The organism is Maribacter confluentis, assembly GCF_030505015.1.
Lineage (GTDB): Bacteria > Bacteroidota > Bacteroidia > Flavobacteriales > Flavobacteriaceae > Maribacter > Maribacter sedimenticola.
The window spans coordinates 531,189-550,683 of the sequence record NZ_JAUKUC010000001.1; the positions used below are offsets into that span (position 1 = coordinate 531,189).

A 19,495-nucleotide genomic window follows, 5' to 3' on the forward strand; every position below is an offset into this window, starting at 1 on the left:
CCCGTTACCATGAAAAAAATACTTGTTACAACAGATTTTTCAGAAAACTCTTGGAATTCTATTTTCACGGCATTAAAAGCGTATGCCCAAACGCAATGTCACTTCTATATACTGCATGCCTATGAACCCTCTGCATTAAATGTTATGGGGAGTAAGACCCAACAACGACTGGGGGTAATTTATGATTCCTTAAAAAAATATTCAGAGAAGGAATTGGAAGAAATGTTCTCCTATTTCAAGATCAACCATAAAAACCCACTTCATGAAATTTCCACAATTTCCAAAGCAGGTGCTTTGACCGATGCCGTTGCAAACATTGTTGCAAAAAACGATATTGATCTTCTAATTATGGGGACACAGGGAGCAACGGGAGCCAAAGAAGTATTTTTGGGCAGCAACACCGTTAAAGTTCTTAAGTCCATTACGCATACCCCCATTTTAACCGTACCTGCGGGATTTAACTTTCAACGTTTAAAAACCGTTTTGTTCGCCACGGATTTCGCAGAACCGTTCAAAAAGAATGAGTTGGAACCACTTGTAGAACTTGCCAAAATATGGCATGCGAGCATAGAAATCGTGCATGTTGCCGTAGAATTTATCCTTAGTGATACGCAGCAAATGAACAAGGAAAAATTAATGGAACGCATGAAAGGTCTTGACCTCAGCTTTAAGAATATACCTTTTGAAGTCAATGTTTCCACTAGTATTAATAAATATATTGCCGATGACACTGCTAGTATTTTAGGAATTATTAGACATCAACATACATTCTGGGAAAAGGTAATTGGAGAGGCGGTAGTCCATAAACTGGCATTTCATGCCAATATACCGGTATTGTTTCTGCCCCAATAAATAGTTAAGGTAATCGTATATCAACAACAGAGAAAATGAAAAATATTTTAATCCCGACAGATTTTTCAGATAATGCATGGAATGCCCTGCTTTATGCAATTTCTTTTTTTAAAAAGACCCATTGTACGTTTCATATACTTAATGTAAATGCAATAAATACAAATGTTAGTGGAGAAACGGCAATGTACATTGCCCCAGAATTATTGGAAGAAACATTATTGGCGGAAAGTAGAGAAAAATTAAAAGCCCTGATCAAAAAAATTGAACAACTTCCGCTCAATGTAAAACATGAATTCAATACACTGTCACTCTATGGTTTTCTGACCGATCATATTAAAATGCAAGTAAAGGAAAAAAATATTGACCTAATCGTTATGGGGACCAAAGGTGCTACCGGTTTAAAGTCGGTTTCTATTGGAAGTAATACCGGAGATGTGATTACTAAAGTACCATGCACTGTAATGGCAGTACCGGAACATGCTACCTACCATAGTGTTAAGGAAATAGGATTACCGTCAGATTTTCAAGTGAAATATCATTATAAGATTTTAAGTATATTAAAAGATATTATTTCACTTAAAAATGCGGCAATACGATTATTGTATGTTTCGTTAAGAAACGAAAAACTTAGTCCCATACAAGAAAGTAACAAAGCATTTTTAATTGATTATTTTAAGGATAATGAGTGCTCGTTCCATTTAGTTACGGGAAAAAAAATAGATGAATCCATACAGTGTTTTACGGAAAGTAGAAATCTGGATTTATTAGTGATGGTTGCAAAAAACCTGAATTTTTTGGAACGTATACTTTTTAGGCCTACGGTAGAGAAAATAAGTTATCACACCAAAGTGCCATTTCTTGTCATCCACGAAACATAATAGCTATTTTTTTGGCTACCCTATCTTTTGGAACAAGCTTTAGGTTAGTTCAGATATTATTTTTTTAAGTTCAACTTTTTCCAACATACCTACGTGTCTCCATAGGGGTTCCCCATTTTTAAACAGAAGTAAAGTGGGTACACTTTTGACGGTATATCTACGCCCAAGTTTCTTCTTGACATCCACATCTATTTCCAATATGTTGAATGGACCCTGCACTTCTTTATTTATCGTGTGCAGCATTGCGGACATGGTTTTGCACGGTAAGCACCATGGTGCAAAAAAATGTACCAATGTTGGCACTTCTGAACTTATTTCTTTTCTAAACCCCATAACGATAGCTTTTAAGTTCTTTAATACTAAGAAAATACAAAAAGTTGACAACTGACGAATATCATAGCCTATATAATGGTCTCTCCTTAATTTCATATCATAAAATTTACTCCTATGACACGTATTTTGTTACCTACGGATTTTTCTGCAAATGCCTTGAATGCCATAACGTATGCACTTACGTTATATAAAGACGTTAAATGCACATTTTATCTATTGAACAGTTATATGCCCCCTGTATACCATACGGAATACTTAATGGGCAGCCCGGCACAAATTGGTCTGGGTGACGTGGTTCAGCAAAAATCAATGTCTGACCTTGAGGAGTTGAAGGAACAACTTATTCGTGATTTCAACAACCCTTTACATACCTTTATTACACATTCTGCCCTAAATGTACTTTCTAGCGAAGTTACCCGAACAATCCAGGCAGAAGGTATTGACATTGTCATTATGGGTACACAAGGTGCTACAGGGGCAAAAGAGATATTGTTGGGCACCAATACCGTACATGTAATTAAAAATGCACAATGTCCGGTTATGGCCATACCTTCCGGGTTTGAATATGAAATTCCGGAGCAAGTTCTTTTTCCTACGGATTATGAAGTATCACTTAATGAGCAAAAGTTATCACAACTGTTGCAAATCGTAAGGATACACGGTTCCCTTATCAACGTTATGCATGTACATACCGGTTACGACCTAAATCCCGTACAAAGAAAGTACAAAGAACAACTGGAAAAAATATTACATAAAAAAGCATTGTTCCATGATGTTCCCAGTAATGAAATTACTACAGCTATAAACAATTTTCAATTAAAGCAAAAAATTAATTTACTGGTCATGGTTCAAAACAAACATACTTTTTTGGAGCGCCTTTTCATTGAACCGGTTATTAAAAAAATAGGGTTTCATGTCAACATTCCTTTTCTGGTAATTCCTCAATTTTAAGCTATGCAATTAAAAAATATTCTAGTCGCCACAGATTTTTCCCATGAGGCATATAATGCACTCTTTTATGCTACCCAGCTTTTAGCTTCAGAAAAATGTACCTTTCATATCATTAATTGCTATAATGACCAAAGTTCAGCCTTAGGTTCAAGCAAAGGGCTTTTTATAAGTAAGAAAGAACTTTCCGACTTACATCATTTATCCCAGGAAAAGCTCACCGAGACTGCACATAGAATAGTGTTGGACACCAATAATACATTACATAAATTCCATACAATATCCGAAAAGGGAACATTATTGAACGTAATATCTAAAGCTTTGGAAAACCTTTCCGTTGATCTCATTGTAATGGGCAATAAAGGGCAAACCGGTGCCAAGGAACTTTTTATGGGGAGTAATACCATACAAATTGCCAAAACAATAACACAGTGTCCTATTTTAGCAATACCCAAGGAAATTGCCTATACTTCATTTGATGATATTGCATTTGTGACTGACTTTAAAAAGGGATGTACGCGTAGTACTTTGTCCATGCTGTTGACCATTTCCAAAATTGCAAAAGCAGCTATTAACGTACTCCACATCAAAGAGTCTGAAATAATGACCCATAAACAGGTCTCAAATAAAAAGCTCCTGAAACTTTCACTTGCAAAAACACCCCATGATTTTGAAGAAGTCTTAAATTATACGAACAAGGCCAACGTTATTCAAGATTTTTTAAACTCAAGGGATATTAAATTTCTAGCTATGGCCTATCACAGAAGAAACTTTTTAGAACGCCTGGTCAAGGAACCCGTAATTATGGATTTAAGTATTTATGCCGCAGTTCCTTTCCTGATCTTACCGTTAAACGACTGATATTTATCATAGTAAATAAAAGGATTGCGCTCTACATTTAGTACACAATCTAACACGTATTTACTATGAATAAGCGTATACTTATACCCACTGATTTTTCTAAAAACGCATTGAATGCCGTAAGATATGCTATAGACCTATATGCAAAACTTCATTGCGACTTTTACTTTCTAAATGTCTTTAGCGTTGAATCATATACGAACACCAATTTATTGATGCCAGATGAGGATAGTGAGGTCTTTATCAGGGCAAAGGAAAAGTCAGAAAAAAATTTCTTAAAACTCCTGGAATCCCTTGCTGCCCATGGCGATAATTTTAAGCATAATTTCTTTACCATTTCTACCTGTAGCTTTTTATCCGAGGCCATTAAAAAAATTATCGGGGAGAAAGATATAGAACTGGTGGTTATGGGTACCCATGGTGCAAGTGGCTCTAGAGGATCTTTAATGGGAAGCAATACGGTTATGGCAATGGAAAAGATTAGGGAATGTCCCGTAATGGCCATTCCTAGCGAATACTCCTTTTTCCCGCCTACCGAAATTGTATTTCCTACGGATTACAAGGATGCCTTTAAAAGAACGGAACTAAGATATTTAATGGAGATTGCAAAAATGCATGAGGCAAATATTGCGGTTCTTCACTTAAACATGTCTAAAGAATTAACACAAATACAGGAGGACAATAAAAAATTATTACATGCCATTTTAGGGGAAGTTGCTCATGATTTCCATGTATTGGCAAAACGTAATCTTGCTAAGGGCATCCAATCTTTTGTTGAGGAGAGAAATAGCGACATAATCGCATTTATCAACCATAAACATTTCTTTTTCAGTAGTGTTTTCACCAAACCTTTGGTCAAGGCAATTGGTTATGATTCAACTATCCCAATTCTGGCCCTACATTAATTATCAGTAAAATATTGAACATGAAAAATACAGGTATATGGCTTAATAGCAAACATGCATATGTTGTTCACCTCACGAACGGAAAAGAGGAAATGGAAAGCATAGCATCCAATATAGAATTCTTCAATAGGACCGGTACAGGGGGCAGCCGTAAAAAAACTGGAGCTACACAAGATATTAGTAAAGAGAAAAAATATCTGGAGAAATCTAAAATTCAGTTTAAAACCTATTTTAAGGCTATTGCAACTGCCATTGAACACAGTGATCGCATTGTCCTTTTTGGACCTGCGGATATTGACCAAAAGTTGAGTAAGGAATTGACGGAACATTACCCGGCCATTGCTCAAAAACTTTTAGGAACGGTGAAGGTTGATCGTATGTCACAGAATGAAATCGTAGCATTGGTAAGGGATTATTATCTCAAAAACCAGTAATTAGCAGCAATAACTAACCCGTATACCTCCCTTTCACGAACAGTTTTTAAAAGTAATCTATGGATACTATAGCACAGCTGACCGAAAACCCAACGGTATTAAAAGTGGCAAAACTTCTTTTATGGATTTTAAGTATAGTTCTTACCATTGGTTTTATACGAAGAACACTCAAAAAACGGATAGAAAACATAACCATACGTTACAAGGCCCAAAAAGGTGTAGAGGTTATTGGCTATATGCTTATCATTTTCTTAATATTAATGGCGGTAACCGTCGACAGTATGAAAGATTATACCATTATTATAGGGTTATTCACTGCCGGTATAACTTTTACTTTACAGGAACTGATCTTAAGCATCGCAGGGTCTTTCTATATCTTTTTTGTGAGAGTCTACAAACCTGGTGATCGTATAGAAATCAATAATATTAAGGGTGATGTTATTGATATTGACAGTATTTATACCACTATAATGGAAATGGGAGAATGGGTAAATAGCGACAATTATTCCGGTAGAATCATAAAAATCAGTAACGCTTTTGTGTTCAAGGGACCAATTAAAAATTACTCTATGGATTTCCCTTTTGTTTGGGATGAGCTAAACATATTAATCACCTTTGACTCTGACACGGATTTGGCCAAAACCATAATGATGGATTGCGCCACGCAACTATTATCATCGTATACGGAAAAATCAAGGGCCAAGTGGCAAGAAATGGTGGAACATTACTATATAGAAAATGCCACTTTGGAACCTACCATTGCTATAGAACTAACGGATAATTGGATTCAGTTGAACCTTAGGTATATAACGGATTACAAAAGAAGAAGACATACAAAACATGAACTTTTTGATCACATAAAAAAAGCAATTTCCAAATCTGAGGGCAAAGTAAAACTAGCTTCTACCACCCTACAATTATTACCGGTACCACCATTGGACATTCATTTAAAAAATTGATATGAACACGCACCATACCATTGAAATCATAAAATCATCTGGACAAAAGGTAATGTTTTCGCTAGACAAGTTAAGAACTTCCTTAAAGCATAGTGGAGCCGATCATGAATTGGTAGAAGAAATCCTGAGCAAGGTTACCGATGAACTTTTTGAAGGTATTACCACCAATGAAATTTACAACCGGGCATATGCATTGCTTAAACAGCATAAATCCGTATACGCTTCTAAATACAAATTAAAAAAGGCCATTTATGAACTAGGGCCTACCGGTTTTCCTTTTGAGCGTTTTGTTGGTGCCATTTTACAATACTCCGGCTATACGGTAAATATAGATATTGTACTAAATGGCGCATGTGTAACACATGAAATTGATGTCGTTGCCGAAAAAAATGAAATGGCTACCGTGATCGAATGTAAATTCCATAACGAGGAAGGCCGTAACTGTAATGTAAAGGTTCCGCTTTATATACATTCAAGATACAACGATGTAAAGGCACATTGGGTAACCAATAGCAACAACAAACCATTGGATAAGGGTTGGGTGGTCACCAACACAAGGTTTACGGAAGATGCCCTGGCCTATGGTAAATGCGCCAACCTCTACCTCTTAAGCTGGGACTACCCCACAAATGATGGACTCAAGGAAAGGATAGATAGATTAAGCCTCTACCCTATTACCGTTAGCAATCTACTTACCAACAGGGAAAAACAGTTCTTATTGGGACGCAATATTGTACTCTGTAGGCAATTGATAAAAGATAAATTCTACTTGGATCATTTAGGTGTTTCAACGGAAAGAAAAGCTAAAATATTGAATGAAATAAAGCAACTCTGTAAAGCATAGACCCATGAATAAAATAAAAATAACCTTCCTAGGTGCTTCGGGCACGGTAACAGGCTCCAAGTTTTATTTGGAAACACCGGAAAAAAACATAATGATAGATTGTGGTATGTTCCAAGGTTTAAAGGAATTACGCACAAAAAATTGGGAACCTTTATCCATAGATGTTTCCTCAATGGATTATGTTCTGCTTACACACGGGCATTTGGACCATACTGGATATTTGCCAAGGTTGGTGAAAGAAGGATTCAAGGGTACCATATTGGGTACGGAACCAACACTCTCCATTGCAAGGACCATATTATTGGACAGTGGAAAAATTCAGGAAGAGCAAGCCAAAAAAGCCAATGAGGAAGGGTTCTCAAAACATACTCCCGCATTGCCATTTTATACGGTTAAAGAGGCAGAAGCCACCATTAAACTGTTTTCAAGTTGCGATAAGGATGAATGGATTACATTATCCGATCATTGTAGGTTCAAGTTTAGATATAACGGTCATATTATTGGGGCAACTTTTATAGAATTGGAGATATTTGAGAAAATATTTGTATTCTCAGGTGATATAGGAAGGTTAAATGATGAACTGTTAAACCCTCCTGAACGCCCCCAATGGGCAGACTTACTTTTTTTGGAAAGCACATATGGCAACAAACTGCACCCAAAGGAAGATATTACTGAAATTTTAAGTGAACTTATCAGTAAGACCATACATGACAGGGGCACCCTGATCATTCCTTCCTTTGCCGTAGAAAGGTTACAGCTGCTCATGTATATATTATGGCAGTTGTACAAAAAGAACGCCATTCCCAATATTCCAATTTTTATAGATAGCCCCATGGGCAATAATGTATTGGACGTATTTGAACAATTTCCAGATTGGCATAAACTTACGACCAAGGAATATCAGGCCATGTGCGATCATTTTACCATTATATCATCCTTTGCGGATACCTGGAAAACAATTGATGATAAAAGGCCAAAAGTTGTCATTGCCGGTAGCGGTATGGTTACCGGAGGCAGGGTCCTTACCTATTTAAAACAACTTGTAGACATCCCAAGCACCAAAGTGCTATTGGTAGGGTTTCAAGCAGAGGGCACCAGGGGAAGGCAATTGTTGGACGGTGCTCATGAAATTAAAATTCATGGAAGGTATTATCCTGTAAAAGCAAGCATACATCTTATTGAAAGTCTTTCTGCCCACGCCGATCAACATGGACTACTGCATTGGATAGGTGCCATTAAAAACATTCCTGAAAAAGTATTCCTTATTCATGGTGAGGCTACTGCCTTAGATGCGTTTCGGGTAAAAATTAAAGCTACAAAAGGTTGGGACTGCCATATTCCCAAGTTGAACGAGATTTTTGAGCTGTACATCTAGTTTGCTAGTTAGACAAAAATCAGGCTGACCATTATCATTTTCTGACATTTTTTTAAATACTACATTGTCGGTTGTAAAGACCGATAAAAATAGTTCCATGAAAAAATTACTGATTATCCTATCCTTGACATTAATGAGCTGCTCTTCCATCAGTTTGGTGGAAAACTGGAAAAATCCGGATATTGTTTTATTCCACGCCAATAAGGTTCTTTTGGTAGGAATGGCCAAAAATTCAGATACCAGAACACATTTTGAGACCGAACTTTTAGAGGAGTTCAAAAAAAGAAATGTTGATGCCATGCGCAGTATAGATGTCTTTGACCTATCCCTAACGGATTCCAGAAAAACCGATAAAGAACTTGACGATGTGGAACAAAGCCTTTTGGACAAGGATTTCGATGCCATTTTATTGACCAAGATTACCGGTTCTGAAGATCGTGAAAAGTTTTTAAAATCCATAAAAAGATGGGACGACCACCAAGCCCGGTTCAATGATGATTATCTGGAACATCAAGGTATTTATTGGGATGACAATTACTATGAAAAATTTACCGTATATCACGCGGAAACAACTTTATACTGTATCTGTGAAGGTAAGGAACGGTCCATGATATGGAGGGGAATCATTGATATTACAGACCCTAACGATATTGATAAGGCTATTGAAGATTATATTAAATTAGTAATTACGGCAATGGAAGAGCAGGATTTGGTCTTCCTATCACAAGATGATTGATTAAAACAGCGGACTTAACACCCTACCAATACCTTCCTTAAGTTTTTTGCCCCAAGGTCTTTCTATGTACTCCGTATAATTTAATTCCTTACCAATGGCGCAATCCTGAAGAAAATCTTGTTTTAACAACTTAGCGAACTCTTTATTGTAGACCAGTGCATTTACCTCATAATTCTGTTCAAAACTACGGTCATCCAAATTAGCGGTCCCTATGGAGGATACCGCATCATCGCTTACCATTATCTTACTGTGTAAAAAACCATCCGGGAATAGATAAATTCTAATTCCGGCTTTTAAAAATAGCTCAAAATAGGACTGTACCGACCAGCTTACTACCGTATTATCTATATTTTCAGAAACCAGTAAACGTACATCTACCCCACTAATGGCCGCAGTAAGCAAGGCTCGTATCAAGGCCTGTCCTGGAATTATATACGGATTAGTAATGAAAATATAATTTTTGGCCATATTGATTATTGAAAAATAGGTCTGCTCCAAAACAGGAAAATCATCATCTGGGCCACCGGCAACGATCTGTACCAAATTTTTTGAAGGTTCAAATTCATCTTGCTCTAAATATTGCAAAGGCTGTAGAACCTTACCACTCACCAAATACCAATCTGTCATGAATACTTGGTTTAAATGTAATGCGGACGGTCCTTTCAACATTAAATGCATATCATGCCATTTGCCCAAACCAACTTGACCCTTTAGGTACTTATCCGATATATTGATACCTCCGGTAAAGGCTATCTTACTATCAACCACAATAATCTTCCGGTGGTTTCTATAGTTTAACGACGAAAAATAACGCCCAAACTTAAAAGGCAGAAACGGATACACCTCTACCCCTATTTTAATAAGTTGTTTAATGTATTTTTTACTTAACGAAAAACTCCCTATGCCATCATATATCATTCTAACTTCCACCCCATTGGCAATCTTTTTTTCAAATAGGGCCAAGAGTCTATCCGCTAATTCACCCTCCTCAAAAATATAATACTGAATATGAATGTGCTGCTGTGCATTTTCCAATGCATTAAAAATTGTATTGAAGGTGGTACTGCCATCCTTTAATAATTGTAACGTATTATGAGGTGTAGGGGGAAAATGGGAAGTAGCATACCCATGGGTCATTAATTTACCGTATTTTCCATCAAATACATTGATATGGCTATCCTGGGGCTTTGGCAGTTTATTGAAAAGGTCTTTCTTTAACCTGATCAACTTATTCTTTCTTCTATTTCTGCCCAATAGTAAATATAACAGAATTCCGCCAACAGGAATGGCAAATATGGCCAATAGCCATGCTAAACTTTTGGTTGGCCTTGCACCATGAATGATTATGGAAATCACGATTACAATGGTCAGTACAATATAAATGCCAATAAAAATTACCGTCCACATAGTCTTACAATTTACGACCTAACTTTAGAGTAACCCATAGGCTACCCCATTTATTGGTATCACTTACAAGATATACCTGTACGATCAATAGCTCAATGATATTTGTCATACACCACGATCACGGTGGTAACCATAATCACTTTTCTATTTATGCATCTTATCCAAAATATCTATAATCTCGGTTTTCTTTCTAACCGAAACGGGAACATTTTCTCCATTCTTGAGCATTAGATAACCGCCATCTGTTTTGATATAGGCGCTTATGCATTGCAGGTTGACCAAGTGACTTTGGTGTACACGAACAAAATCATGACTACTTAATAAATCGGCAAAGTATTTTAGTGTCTTTGTTACGAATATCTTGCGTTTATCTTGAAGGTGGAAAATGGTGTTGTTACTATCGGATTCACACCGAATGATATCGTCTAGACTGACAATGATAATTTGGTCTAGTGTATGTAACGATATCTTATTAGGTTTTTTCTCTGGCGCTGAAATGGTCTCCTTTAAAATCTGCAAACGCTCTTTATTGGGCTGTAATTGCTCTTTTGCTCTTGCAATTGCCAAACTTAAATCGTCATTAGAATATGGCTTTAATACATAGTCAATAGCTGCGAATTTGAATGCACGTATCGCAAATTCATCACTTGCAGTTACGAATATGATCTTCGATTTTAAGTCTGGAAAAATCTCTAAAATATCAAAGCCTGTACCGTCACCTAACATGATATCCAAAAACAGAATATCGGGCTGATTTTTACGTAGCACTTTAGCGGCTTCCACTACACTCTGCGCCGTGGCGATAATTTCAATTTCTGGGTGCTGCGTCTCAACATCCCTTTTTAAAAGGGTTAAGGCGTCAATCATATCTTCTACTATAATCGCTGTATGCATAGGTGTTTAATAATCTGTTAGTAAGGGTATTTTAAAGGCAATCTTGGTTCCATCAACACCACCATCTTCATTTTTTATTTCACTGATATGCAAGGTATTTTTACCTGCAATGGATTCCAATCTTTCTTTGGTAACGGTTAATGCCATAGATTGATGGTCCGTTTTTACCTTTTCGTTCTGTGATTTAAAAATACCCAATCCGTTATCAATGATACTACAATGTAAATCGGTTTTTGAAGTGGTGAAGCCTATTTCCAATTTCCCTTCCTTTTTGCCTTTTAATATTCCGTGTCGTATAGCATTCTCCACAAAAGGCTGAATAAGCATGGGCGGTATCAATATCTCTTCGGCATCGGGAGTGGTTTTAACTTTTATCGCGTATTCAAAAGGTTTTTGCGCCATTAACTGCTCTACCTCTATGTAATGTTTTAATGCTTTTATTTCTTGGTCTAGACCGATATGCTCTTTTCTTGAATTTTGTAGTGTTTCCCGTAACAGTATGGCAAAACTATTAATGGTAGCATCCATCTTATCTGGTTTGGTGCCTGCCATTGCCTTTACACCATTTAAAACATTAAAAATGAAATGCGGATTCATTTGTAATTGCAGCGCTTTTTGCTCTAGGGTCAACAAATAGTTTTGTGTTTTCAAGCGTTCCTGTTCCGCCCTATTTTTTGCCTTTATCTTACGTATATACCACCAACCAAAGCCTAATAACAGTATCACCGCCAATGCCAAAACCGACCATTGAAACCAGTCTTTTTGGTATAGCGGACTATCAATGAAAAAGCGGAATGCTATAGGCTCACTTTCCTGCCATCTGTAATTTCTGGATTGTACCGAAAAGGTATGTGCGCCATACGCCAAACCTGCAAAATTTTGCTTATTCTCCTTTACCCAAGGGCTCCACTCATTATCATCTAGCCGAGTTCTATACGCTACTTCGTTTGGGTGGTCAACATCTACCGTTCTAAAGGAAAAACCCAATTGTGTTTGATCGGGAGTTAATTGTAAAATTTTGTTCGTATTCGTCCAATCTTTTAAGATCAAGGAATCGATAGTTTTATACCGCTCTTCTACTCCCGTAAAATATACTTTTGGTGCAGCCGCTGTTTTCTTACTTTCGCTAGGGATATGCTTGGTCAACCCATAAATAGCACCAAACCACAAATTACCATCCTCATCTTTATCGACCGCATTTAAGCAGGTTTCTATACCTAAGAATCCGTCGTTTCTACCAAAATGATAGATATCTACAATTTCGTTCGTTGCACTAAGTTCTATTTTATCTACACCGCGTTCAGAACCTGCCCACAGGTTGCCTTGATCATCAAAAATAAGCTGATATATGTTATTGGACGATAAGCGTTTACTCCCCTTTAGCTGCTGAAAATTTACCGGATTCGAACTGTTGGCATACCAAATTCCCTTACCTGAAGTTCCCAAGAAAATAGTATCATCATGAAACAAAATGGAACCGATTGCAGTTTGTTCTTCCAAGCCTGTTTCTACAGTGGTTACTTTATTATTTTCTATATACCCCAAATGACCCTTCTGGGTTGCGTACCAAAATTTACCATCGGTATCTTTTACCATGCTTTTAATGAGCATATCTGTAATACCATCTCTACGAGAAAAGGTTTTGCCAATGACCAGACTGTCTTTTTCTGAATAGTACTTGAATTTCACTATACCATGGGCATAGGTTGCCGCCCATATGTAATCATCGTCTGCAATTACGGTTCTAATCCAATCGGAAGGAAATCCTTTGCTTTCATCAATGATATGATTTGCCGTGCGTTCTACCGAAACCGTATCAATTTGTATAAGGTAATTTTCGCTCGATGAAAACACCAAGCTGTCTACCATCTTGGTCTCTCTAAAAAGCAAGCCTCTATTATCTGACCCTGCCCAAATATTGCCCTTGGCATCACTAGTGATGGTCTTGATTTTCACATCAAAAAAAGTACCCTCGTTAGTTAATGGGTGAATGCCTTCAGAATCAATTTTTGTCAAGCCTTTTTCCGAAGTGGAAAACCATAATCCGTCCGGAGCGTTATGTACCGCATAAATGCGATTGCCCTTTAAGCCCGTTCGCTGATCATAATGTTTAAAATTGTTCTGAAAATACTTGTAGAATCCGCCACCCGATGTAGCGATCCAAATATTGCCGTTTTCATCATTTATAACCTTTCTTATGTGTGGTGTTGCCAAACCACTAGCAGTATTCAATCTTTTTATTTCTGAAAATGTTGTGGTCTCCACAATGGTAACTCCCTCATTATCTGTAGTTATCCACAACTCATCTTCATTTTGAATTGACATGGAATTTATACGTGAGGGCTCTGGCATTAAAAAACGATTATCGGTTGTAGCCTTATCGATTATAAAGACACCATCATCAAATGTTGCTGCAATAATGTGGTTGTTATGTGCTATGACCGACTTGAAATTATTCTTCTCAACTTTTACAATTTCGGTAGCGTTGTTACCCAATTCTTTTAATTTCCACAAAGCTTTGTTGGTCGCTAGCCAGTAATAATTTCCATCAAAAAAAACCGAATTGATTTCACTATTGTCAACTTCTGAATTGAAATTAACCTTGCTTACCAGCTTATTTTTGCTGTAGGTATAGAGTCCATTTTTGGTCGCTAAAAATAACTGACCAACAACTGGAAAAAATTGAAGTATTTGCGGAGCTTCTAAATTAACAAAGTTGTTTTTTACCTTTATGGAAAGTCCTTTTTTTGATCCAATAAACAAGGAGTCGTTAACGGCGTAAAGTGCATCAATATAATTGGAAAGTAAGCCATCACTCTCATTCCATACTTCAAAAATTTCTCCGTCAAAATTTGCCAGTCCGCCACCTTGAGCCCCTAGCCACAAGTAGCCCATATCATCTTGTACAATATCATATACCTGTGATTGCGGTAAACCATCTGCAATGGTATATGACCGTAACTGACTGTTTTGCGCAGACAATTGTATTGTTATAAAACAACAGCAAACAATCAAAAAGTATTTAATTATCAGATTCAAAAAAAACGGATTTCTTTTACGTAATAAACTAACGCCAATGCTACTATAATATTTGATAAAGCGAACGGTCTTCTACCCTTACATTTTGGTACTCATTAGCACCATTAGACTGCAAAATAGGTGCCAATACGCACAGCACCGTAGTTTTTCCTTTTATAATTAGCGTATTACCATTTACCGAACTTCTCCAACGAAATTTTTCTATCGGAATTTGCAAGGCAAACAATACCTCCGCCATTTCTGGGGATTCTGAAACCCAATCCATGATAGCTTCCTTATCTGCCAATTTAGGCATATCGTTGCTGTTCTCAAAAGTAAATTCCCATTCAACCGGAATATTAAATTTAAAACTATAAGCTTCACCAAATGAAGACTCTTGTCTAGTGGTTAAAGCAGTTAACCAATCTATATGTACATCTGGGTAGTTTTCTCTAAATTCTTGGGATAGAAATGCCGGTCCTTTAGACTCTGCCGTTGGGTAATACCCATAGTAAGGTTTTGCCAGATAATGTTCTGCATATTTACCCCCAAATACATTAAAATAGGGCGATGCACTTACTTGACCTGCCTTAAAAACATCCTTCAATTCTGTTAATAATGCTTTGTTTTCGCCCAATCCACATGAATGAAAAATAATCTTGGTATTGCCCGTATATTCTTTGCAAATGCTTTCTACGTTATACTCCCTAACTGCATGTGCTAAACTCTTTAAAGTAATACGTTCGCCATTTTCCTTAATTCTCATGGACATTCCTAACCAGGCATTGCTATGGCTTACTACGTGAATTTCTTTAAACCGAACTTGGTTTTCCCCTGCATTATTGATGTAAGCGATTATCTCACTAATGGTATGCAAACCCTCTACAATAGGCATTCCCTGTTTTTGAAAATACTGTTTTGCATTGCTGTAATAGGAATTGTCACTCTCATCAAAACCAGCTATAAATACGATAGATTCTTGAATGCTTATGTTTGGTAAAGCAAGTGCCGTTTCCGACTGCTGCGAAAACGGCTTATTGCCACCAAGCATTAGCACACTCACCAATACGATAATAAAACACTTGTTCATCATTGCTTTATTTTAAAAGTCTATACTTACTACGGCATTGTCTTTTATTTCACGGTTTTCTTGCTTTTTTATCAGCTTAGAACCGTTCCATATATACGGCGTGGTAATAAATTCTACATTATTTTGAGCCAAAGCATCATCTAAGGATTTTATGTTCTTTGTAATCGTTGTTTTCAATAGAATGGTACTTTTTACCCCTTGCATATCAGACGGAAAAACAAAATGTTCTGTCTTTAAATAATTATTATCGGCATAATCCACCAAATCTGCCACTTTTATGAATCTGCCATTGTTCCAAAATACATAGCTCTTCCCTACTTGATATCCGGATTCCGCATCGGCCAGATCAACTGTAATAACATCTTCTACATTGAACAAACCAAGACTACCATGGTTTTCAATATGAACAGGTATTGCATGTAGGCTATCGAATACGATCTTATCTAACTGTTGGCCGTTTTTAAAAGCCCGAAGTTGATAGTTTACCTTGGTAAGACCTGCTTCGTTTTGCGTGCTACTTTCATAACCGTACACAAATTTTACTTGATTGTCCGCAATACTACCAAAGGATTTTTGAGCTATCATACCGCCCCAAACCCATCCGGTTTCATTTTCTGTGGTAACCCTGTACCAATGACTGTTTACACCGTCTATTTCTTTGCTGTACAGACTTTTTTCCCATAATACCATTTTGGTACCGATATCCAACAAACCTACTTTTTTACTTCGCACCGATGGCTTTTCCCGAAGAAAAACCTTGTGTGCAAGCAGGTATTCATAATTTAATTCTTCCACAGGAATTTCTTGGTCCATAATTTCAAATTCTACTTGTTCTGTTTGGGCAAATAAGTTTACCATAGCGAACAAGCTTAGGAACAGGGCACTTTTCTTTACATTTCTCATTTTTCTAAAATTTAAGGGTTAATAATTAATTGCCGTTAAGGCTTCTTCCTGACCAAAGTCATCATCGTTCCAAGCAATACTTCTTAAAACTGAGATATCTTTAATCGTATGGGTTTCCGTGTATTGCACCACTGCGCGTAATATGGTTCCTTCCTTCCCAAAGGGTTGATTGGGAAAAATGTAGTGTATATCCGAAATTGGATCATAACCGTATTCATTTTTAATACCAGGCAGCGCTATAACATCATAATCTTCAGTTACCAAATAATACTGTTCTTCCGTACTTGCACAACATGTATTATATTCTAGGGTGATTTTCAAAATTTCGGTGATACCTTCTAATGCCGGTTCTTCTAAAACCGAGATTCTTATTTCATCTAACAGACCAAAATCTGCAATATTTAAAGTGGCAATAGACTTCTCTGGATTGTTGGTTACAATGACATCTACCGCCCAGGTGTCTTCTTCCTCTTGCCCAACGGTTCTTTGGTTAGTAACATCATAGGTATTAGTTAGTTTAAACTCTTGTGCATTAGTGGCACAAACACAAATTACGAACGCAAAAAAGATGAATTTTCTCATGATAATTATTTTAGTTGTTTTCTTTCTACACTACTAAATTACTACGGAGACAAGGCTTTTATAAGGGTGTTCTAGTATTCGTAGCTATTCATCTAGAATTCGTTGAATAGCCCATATTTATTCAAGTTTCAACATGTTTATTCTTCAATGTATTGCAAAAGAAAAACCTGCAAAATGACAGACATCTTACAGGTTTTCTTCTCCTTTCGGAGAACCAACTAACCAAAACTAACTACTTATTTTTTCAATGTTAATGTGATTTCTTTTTTAACGGATTTTAAACTTATTTTTACAAAATCCAACAGCATACTTTCATCAACTGTCCAGCTGCCATTCTCAAATTTTTCTACACGTATAACCTTGCCTTGAGCATTGAATTTTATACGCAGACTTTCATACTTTTTTAAGTATTCCGAAACTAATTTGGCATACATCACTTTAAATTCCATCGTTAACTGTCTTTTTACATTCTTTGCTATCTCGTCTTCAAAAATGATGTTGAACGTACGTTTGAATTTACTGGTTTCTTTGACCTCAGCTTCTGCTCCTACGGCGGAATTGTTTACGTTATCTGGCATTGGCAACGGCTGTTTTACCTTCGTCAACGTACCATCTTTATTGACTATGGCTTCATCAACCGCTACAAAAGAGGTGTAATTCGTTAACAAGTTATATTTGAGTCCTAGTGCCACCACCTCAGCTTTCACATCTTCATTAAATAGCTTGTGGTAATCATCCAATTCCCCTATTCGCTTTCTAGCCCACAAATAACCCAAGGCTTTGTTCTGCTTGCTTAATTGCCCGTCAGATACGTTAAACACCTGTCTAAAACGTTTTTTACCTTGATATCCAGTGACGATAATTTTCCCTTCTGCCTTACCCTTATATTTGCCGTGAACCACAACCGGTCTTGCTGCAAATACATCTGGTATGCTTTTTTGGGCAAGGTCGTACATATCAAACCCTTTCGATTCAATCTTTACTCGTGTCAATAATGGAGTTGCTATATAATTTGCAAAGTCTTTAGCCACTTCTGCAGCTTCTTCAGACGTTGTGGCAATGAACGATTCGCTGTTAGAAACCTTTGCCATACCTTCAACTAAATACCTATTGACACTAGAACCTATACCAAAGGTGAAGACACTGGCTTGGTCTAGATTGTTACGTACAAGTTCAAAGGCTTCTTTTTCAACGCTTACATAACCATCGGTGATGACCACCATAGACCTTGCTACACTCATATCTTTTCTAGGCAGTTTATATGCTGTTTTTAGCGCACTTAACAATTGTGTGCCTCCACCGCCTTGACCTTCGGATAAAAACCGAATTGCCGCCTCTATATTCTGCTCGTTTATTTCTACAGGCACTGCGCTAAACATAGTTGAACTTGACGCAAACAGTTGTACATTGAATGTATCCGTCATTCGTAAACCACATAGAAGATTGCGCATTAAGGTTCGTGATACTTCTAAAGGATACCCGTTCATAGAGCCCGATACATCAACGATAAACAAATATTCACGTGAAGGAATATCGGCTAACACTACATTCTTGTGAGGTTCCATTTGAAAAGAAAAGAAGTTTTCTTCTTCGCCTTCGTATAGCAATAATCCGGTTTGTATTTGATTGCCCCTTAAATTGTATTTCAAGATAAAATCTCGGTTCGATGGATTTTTATTTTTTTCGGATAGTACAATCTCGGCTGTTTTCACATCAGGATAATCCACTTTAATTTCGTGTGATGCACTATTGACATGCTGAATGACCATACCTGCGTTTAGCCTAACCGAAATATCGAAATCAAAACTATCTGCAATACCTTTTGCCGTGTAGGGCATTGCAAAACCACGTTCTATTTCAGTACTTTCCCCAGTAAATCGTGGACCCACTACGGCAGGTGCCACAAACTGATATTCCCCATTTACAGGCACTAACATTTCGGTATAGTAAATATCAATGGTTATTTCATCGCCAGGCATAATATTGCCCACATTCATTTGAAACACATTGGGTCTATGTTGCTCTAACTTTGCAGCACGCTTACCTTCTTCAATGGCGGTATCGTAAACTTTTTTAGCTTCTTGCTTTTCAAATATTTTGGCAACTACAAGTCGGTCATCAACAATCATATGCATTTTATGAACCGCTGCCAGTGTAGATAGCGGAAACACATACTTAGCTTCTATAGCCTCCGTTCCTTTATTTTGATACACTTGTGTAACGCGGACATGAGCAATGGTACCCGCTATATTTGCTTCTGTAATGGAAGATTTTAAAGGTATAATGGCGTTCTCGGTAGAGAGCAATAAATACGGACTGTCAGTATCTTGGGAAAAACCTGCATAGTAGATTGCGCACAGTAAAAAAGTGTAAAATAGTTTCATGATCTTTGTATTAGATTAATATTTCTTAATCAAATCTAACAGTGAACAATCGCTAAAAAGGATGGGTTTTAGTATTCGTTGGGTATTATCTA

Annotated in this window: 18 protein-coding genes; 10 read left to right on the plus strand and 8 right to left on the minus strand. The window is 37.0% G+C overall.

Annotated features, from left to right (window positions below):
- Nucleotides 1–9 precede the first annotated feature (9 nt).
- Nucleotides 10–852, plus strand: a complete 843-nt coding sequence (locus Q2T41_RS02515; RefSeq protein ID WP_304434800.1) for a universal stress protein — start codon at nucleotides 10–12, stop codon at nucleotides 850–852.
- A 35-nt stretch (nucleotides 853–887) separates the two neighbouring features.
- Nucleotides 888–1,730 (plus strand): universal stress protein, encoded by an 843-nt coding sequence (locus tag Q2T41_RS02520; RefSeq protein ID WP_304434801.1) that lies wholly within the window; start codon nucleotides 888–890, stop codon nucleotides 1,728–1,730.
- Between the two features lie 39 nt (nucleotides 1,731–1,769).
- Here Q2T41_RS02520 and Q2T41_RS02525 read toward each other — a convergent pair whose 3' ends face one another.
- On the minus strand, nucleotides 1,770–2,159 hold the full coding sequence (locus Q2T41_RS02525; RefSeq protein WP_304434802.1) for a thioredoxin family protein: 390 nt from the start codon (nucleotides 2,157–2,159) through the stop codon (nucleotides 1,770–1,772).
- A gap of 18 nt (nucleotides 2,160–2,177) precedes the next feature.
- Here Q2T41_RS02525 and Q2T41_RS02530 point away from each other — a divergent pair, with 18 nt between their 5' ends.
- The 8 genes from Q2T41_RS02530 (at nucleotide 2,178) to Q2T41_RS02565 (ending at nucleotide 9,125) form a co-directional block, all read left to right on the plus strand.
- Nucleotides 2,178–3,014: a universal stress protein gene (locus Q2T41_RS02530; protein ID WP_304434803.1), complete on the plus strand. Its 837-nt coding sequence runs from the start codon at nucleotides 2,178–2,180 to the stop codon at nucleotides 3,012–3,014.
- A 3-nt stretch (nucleotides 3,015–3,017) separates the two neighbouring features.
- Nucleotides 3,018–3,872 carry a universal stress protein gene (locus tag Q2T41_RS02535; RefSeq protein WP_304434804.1) on the plus strand — a complete coding sequence of 285 codons (855 nt, stop codon included), beginning with the start codon at nucleotides 3,018–3,020 and terminating at the stop codon, nucleotides 3,870–3,872.
- A gap of 65 nt (nucleotides 3,873–3,937) precedes the next feature.
- Nucleotides 3,938–4,777: a universal stress protein gene (locus Q2T41_RS02540; protein WP_304434805.1), complete on the plus strand. Its 840-nt coding sequence runs from the start codon at nucleotides 3,938–3,940 to the stop codon at nucleotides 4,775–4,777.
- A 20-nt stretch (nucleotides 4,778–4,797) separates the two neighbouring features.
- A complete protein-coding gene (locus Q2T41_RS02545; protein ID WP_304434806.1) occupies nucleotides 4,798–5,211 on the plus strand; it encodes a hypothetical protein in 414 nt (137 codons plus the stop codon).
- 59 nt (nucleotides 5,212–5,270) lie between these two features.
- Nucleotides 5,271–6,170: a mechanosensitive ion channel family protein gene (locus Q2T41_RS02550; RefSeq protein WP_304434807.1), complete on the plus strand. Its 900-nt coding sequence runs from the start codon at nucleotides 5,271–5,273 to the stop codon at nucleotides 6,168–6,170.
- Between the two features lies 1 nt (nucleotide 6,171).
- Nucleotides 6,172–7,014, plus strand: a complete 843-nt coding sequence (locus Q2T41_RS02555; protein ID WP_304434808.1) for an ATP cone domain-containing protein — start codon at nucleotides 6,172–6,174, stop codon at nucleotides 7,012–7,014.
- A gap of 4 nt (nucleotides 7,015–7,018) precedes the next feature.
- Entirely contained in the window at nucleotides 7,019–8,389 is a 1,371-nt protein-coding gene (locus Q2T41_RS02560) for an MBL fold metallo-hydrolase RNA specificity domain-containing protein (protein WP_304434809.1), read from the plus strand.
- A gap of 97 nt (nucleotides 8,390–8,486) precedes the next feature.
- Nucleotides 8,487–9,125 (plus strand): hypothetical protein, encoded by a 639-nt coding sequence (locus Q2T41_RS02565; protein ID WP_304434810.1) that lies wholly within the window; start codon nucleotides 8,487–8,489, stop codon nucleotides 9,123–9,125.
- On the opposite strand, the gene cls is transcribed toward Q2T41_RS02565, so the two are convergent.
- From cls to Q2T41_RS02600, 7 genes are all read right to left on the minus strand, one after another.
- Complete coding sequence (gene cls / locus Q2T41_RS02570) at nucleotides 9,126–10,532, minus strand: cardiolipin synthase (RefSeq protein WP_304434811.1); 1,407 nt, start codon at nucleotides 10,530–10,532, stop codon at nucleotides 9,126–9,128.
- Between the two features lie 144 nt (nucleotides 10,533–10,676).
- Nucleotides 10,677–11,426 (minus strand): LytR/AlgR family response regulator transcription factor, encoded by a 750-nt coding sequence (locus Q2T41_RS02575; protein ID WP_304434812.1) that lies wholly within the window; start codon nucleotides 11,424–11,426, stop codon nucleotides 10,677–10,679.
- Between the two features lie 6 nt (nucleotides 11,427–11,432).
- A complete protein-coding gene (locus tag Q2T41_RS02580; protein ID WP_304434813.1) occupies nucleotides 11,433–14,408 on the minus strand; it encodes a sensor histidine kinase in 2,976 nt (991 codons plus the stop codon).
- A 100-nt stretch (nucleotides 14,409–14,508) separates the two neighbouring features.
- A complete protein-coding gene (locus Q2T41_RS02585) occupies nucleotides 14,509–15,537 on the minus strand; it encodes a hypothetical protein (RefSeq protein WP_304434814.1) in 1,029 nt (342 codons plus the stop codon).
- A gap of 9 nt (nucleotides 15,538–15,546) precedes the next feature.
- The gene (locus tag Q2T41_RS02590; RefSeq protein ID WP_304434815.1) at nucleotides 15,547–16,437 is read right to left on the minus strand and encodes an SH3 domain-containing protein; all 891 of its coding nucleotides are present in this window, start codon (nucleotides 16,435–16,437) and stop codon (nucleotides 15,547–15,549) included.
- Nucleotides 16,438–16,455: 18 nt separating this feature from the next.
- Nucleotides 16,456–17,019: a hypothetical protein gene (locus Q2T41_RS02595; protein WP_304434816.1), complete on the minus strand. Its 564-nt coding sequence runs from the start codon at nucleotides 17,017–17,019 to the stop codon at nucleotides 16,456–16,458.
- 236 nt (nucleotides 17,020–17,255) lie between these two features.
- Nucleotides 17,256–19,403: a VIT and vWA domain-containing protein gene (locus Q2T41_RS02600; protein ID WP_304434817.1), complete on the minus strand. Its 2,148-nt coding sequence runs from the start codon at nucleotides 19,401–19,403 to the stop codon at nucleotides 17,256–17,258.
- Between the last annotated feature and the right edge of the window lie 92 nt (nucleotides 19,404–19,495).

What these genes read in the sequence shown, in the direction of transcription:
- Q2T41_RS02565 (WP_304434810.1), top strand. Translation starts at nt 8,487, where the DNA reads ATGAAAAAATTACTGATTATCCTATCCTTGACATTAATGAGCTGCTCT.
- Q2T41_RS02535 (WP_304434804.1), top strand. Translation starts at nt 3,018, where the DNA reads ATGCAATTAAAAAATATTCTAGTCGCCACAGATTTTTCCCATGAGGCA.
- Q2T41_RS02530 (WP_304434803.1), top strand. Translation starts at nt 2,178, where the DNA reads ATGACACGTATTTTGTTACCTACGGATTTTTCTGCAAATGCCTTGAAT.
- Q2T41_RS02515 (WP_304434800.1), top strand. Translation starts at nt 10, where the DNA reads ATGAAAAAAATACTTGTTACAACAGATTTTTCAGAAAACTCTTGGAAT.
- Q2T41_RS02550 (WP_304434807.1), top strand. Translation starts at nt 5,271, where the DNA reads ATGGATACTATAGCACAGCTGACCGAAAACCCAACGGTATTAAAAGTG.
- Q2T41_RS02575 (WP_304434812.1), bottom strand. Translation starts at nt 11,426, where the DNA reads ATGCATACAGCGATTATAGTAGAAGATATGATTGACGCCTTAACCCTT.
- Q2T41_RS02520 (WP_304434801.1), top strand. Translation starts at nt 888, where the DNA reads ATGAAAAATATTTTAATCCCGACAGATTTTTCAGATAATGCATGGAAT.
- Q2T41_RS02540 (WP_304434805.1), top strand. Translation starts at nt 3,938, where the DNA reads ATGAATAAGCGTATACTTATACCCACTGATTTTTCTAAAAACGCATTG.
- Q2T41_RS02595 (WP_304434816.1), bottom strand. Translation starts at nt 17,019, where the DNA reads ATGAGAAAATTCATCTTTTTTGCGTTCGTAATTTGTGTTTGTGCCACT.
- Q2T41_RS02545 (WP_304434806.1), top strand. Translation starts at nt 4,798, where the DNA reads ATGAAAAATACAGGTATATGGCTTAATAGCAAACATGCATATGTTGTT.
- Q2T41_RS02525 (WP_304434802.1), bottom strand. Translation starts at nt 2,159, where the DNA reads ATGAAATTAAGGAGAGACCATTATATAGGCTATGATATTCGTCAGTTG.
- Q2T41_RS02590 (WP_304434815.1), bottom strand. Translation starts at nt 16,437, where the DNA reads ATGAGAAATGTAAAGAAAAGTGCCCTGTTCCTAAGCTTGTTCGCTATG.
- cls (WP_304434811.1), bottom strand. Translation starts at nt 10,532, where the DNA reads ATGTGGACGGTAATTTTTATTGGCATTTATATTGTACTGACCATTGTA.
- Q2T41_RS02585 (WP_304434814.1), bottom strand. Translation starts at nt 15,537, where the DNA reads ATGATGAACAAGTGTTTTATTATCGTATTGGTGAGTGTGCTAATGCTT.
- Q2T41_RS02555 (WP_304434808.1), top strand. Translation starts at nt 6,172, where the DNA reads ATGAACACGCACCATACCATTGAAATCATAAAATCATCTGGACAAAAG.
- Q2T41_RS02600 (WP_304434817.1), bottom strand. Translation starts at nt 19,403, where the DNA reads ATGAAACTATTTTACACTTTTTTACTGTGCGCAATCTACTATGCAGGT.
- Q2T41_RS02560 (WP_304434809.1), top strand. Translation starts at nt 7,019, where the DNA reads ATGAATAAAATAAAAATAACCTTCCTAGGTGCTTCGGGCACGGTAACA.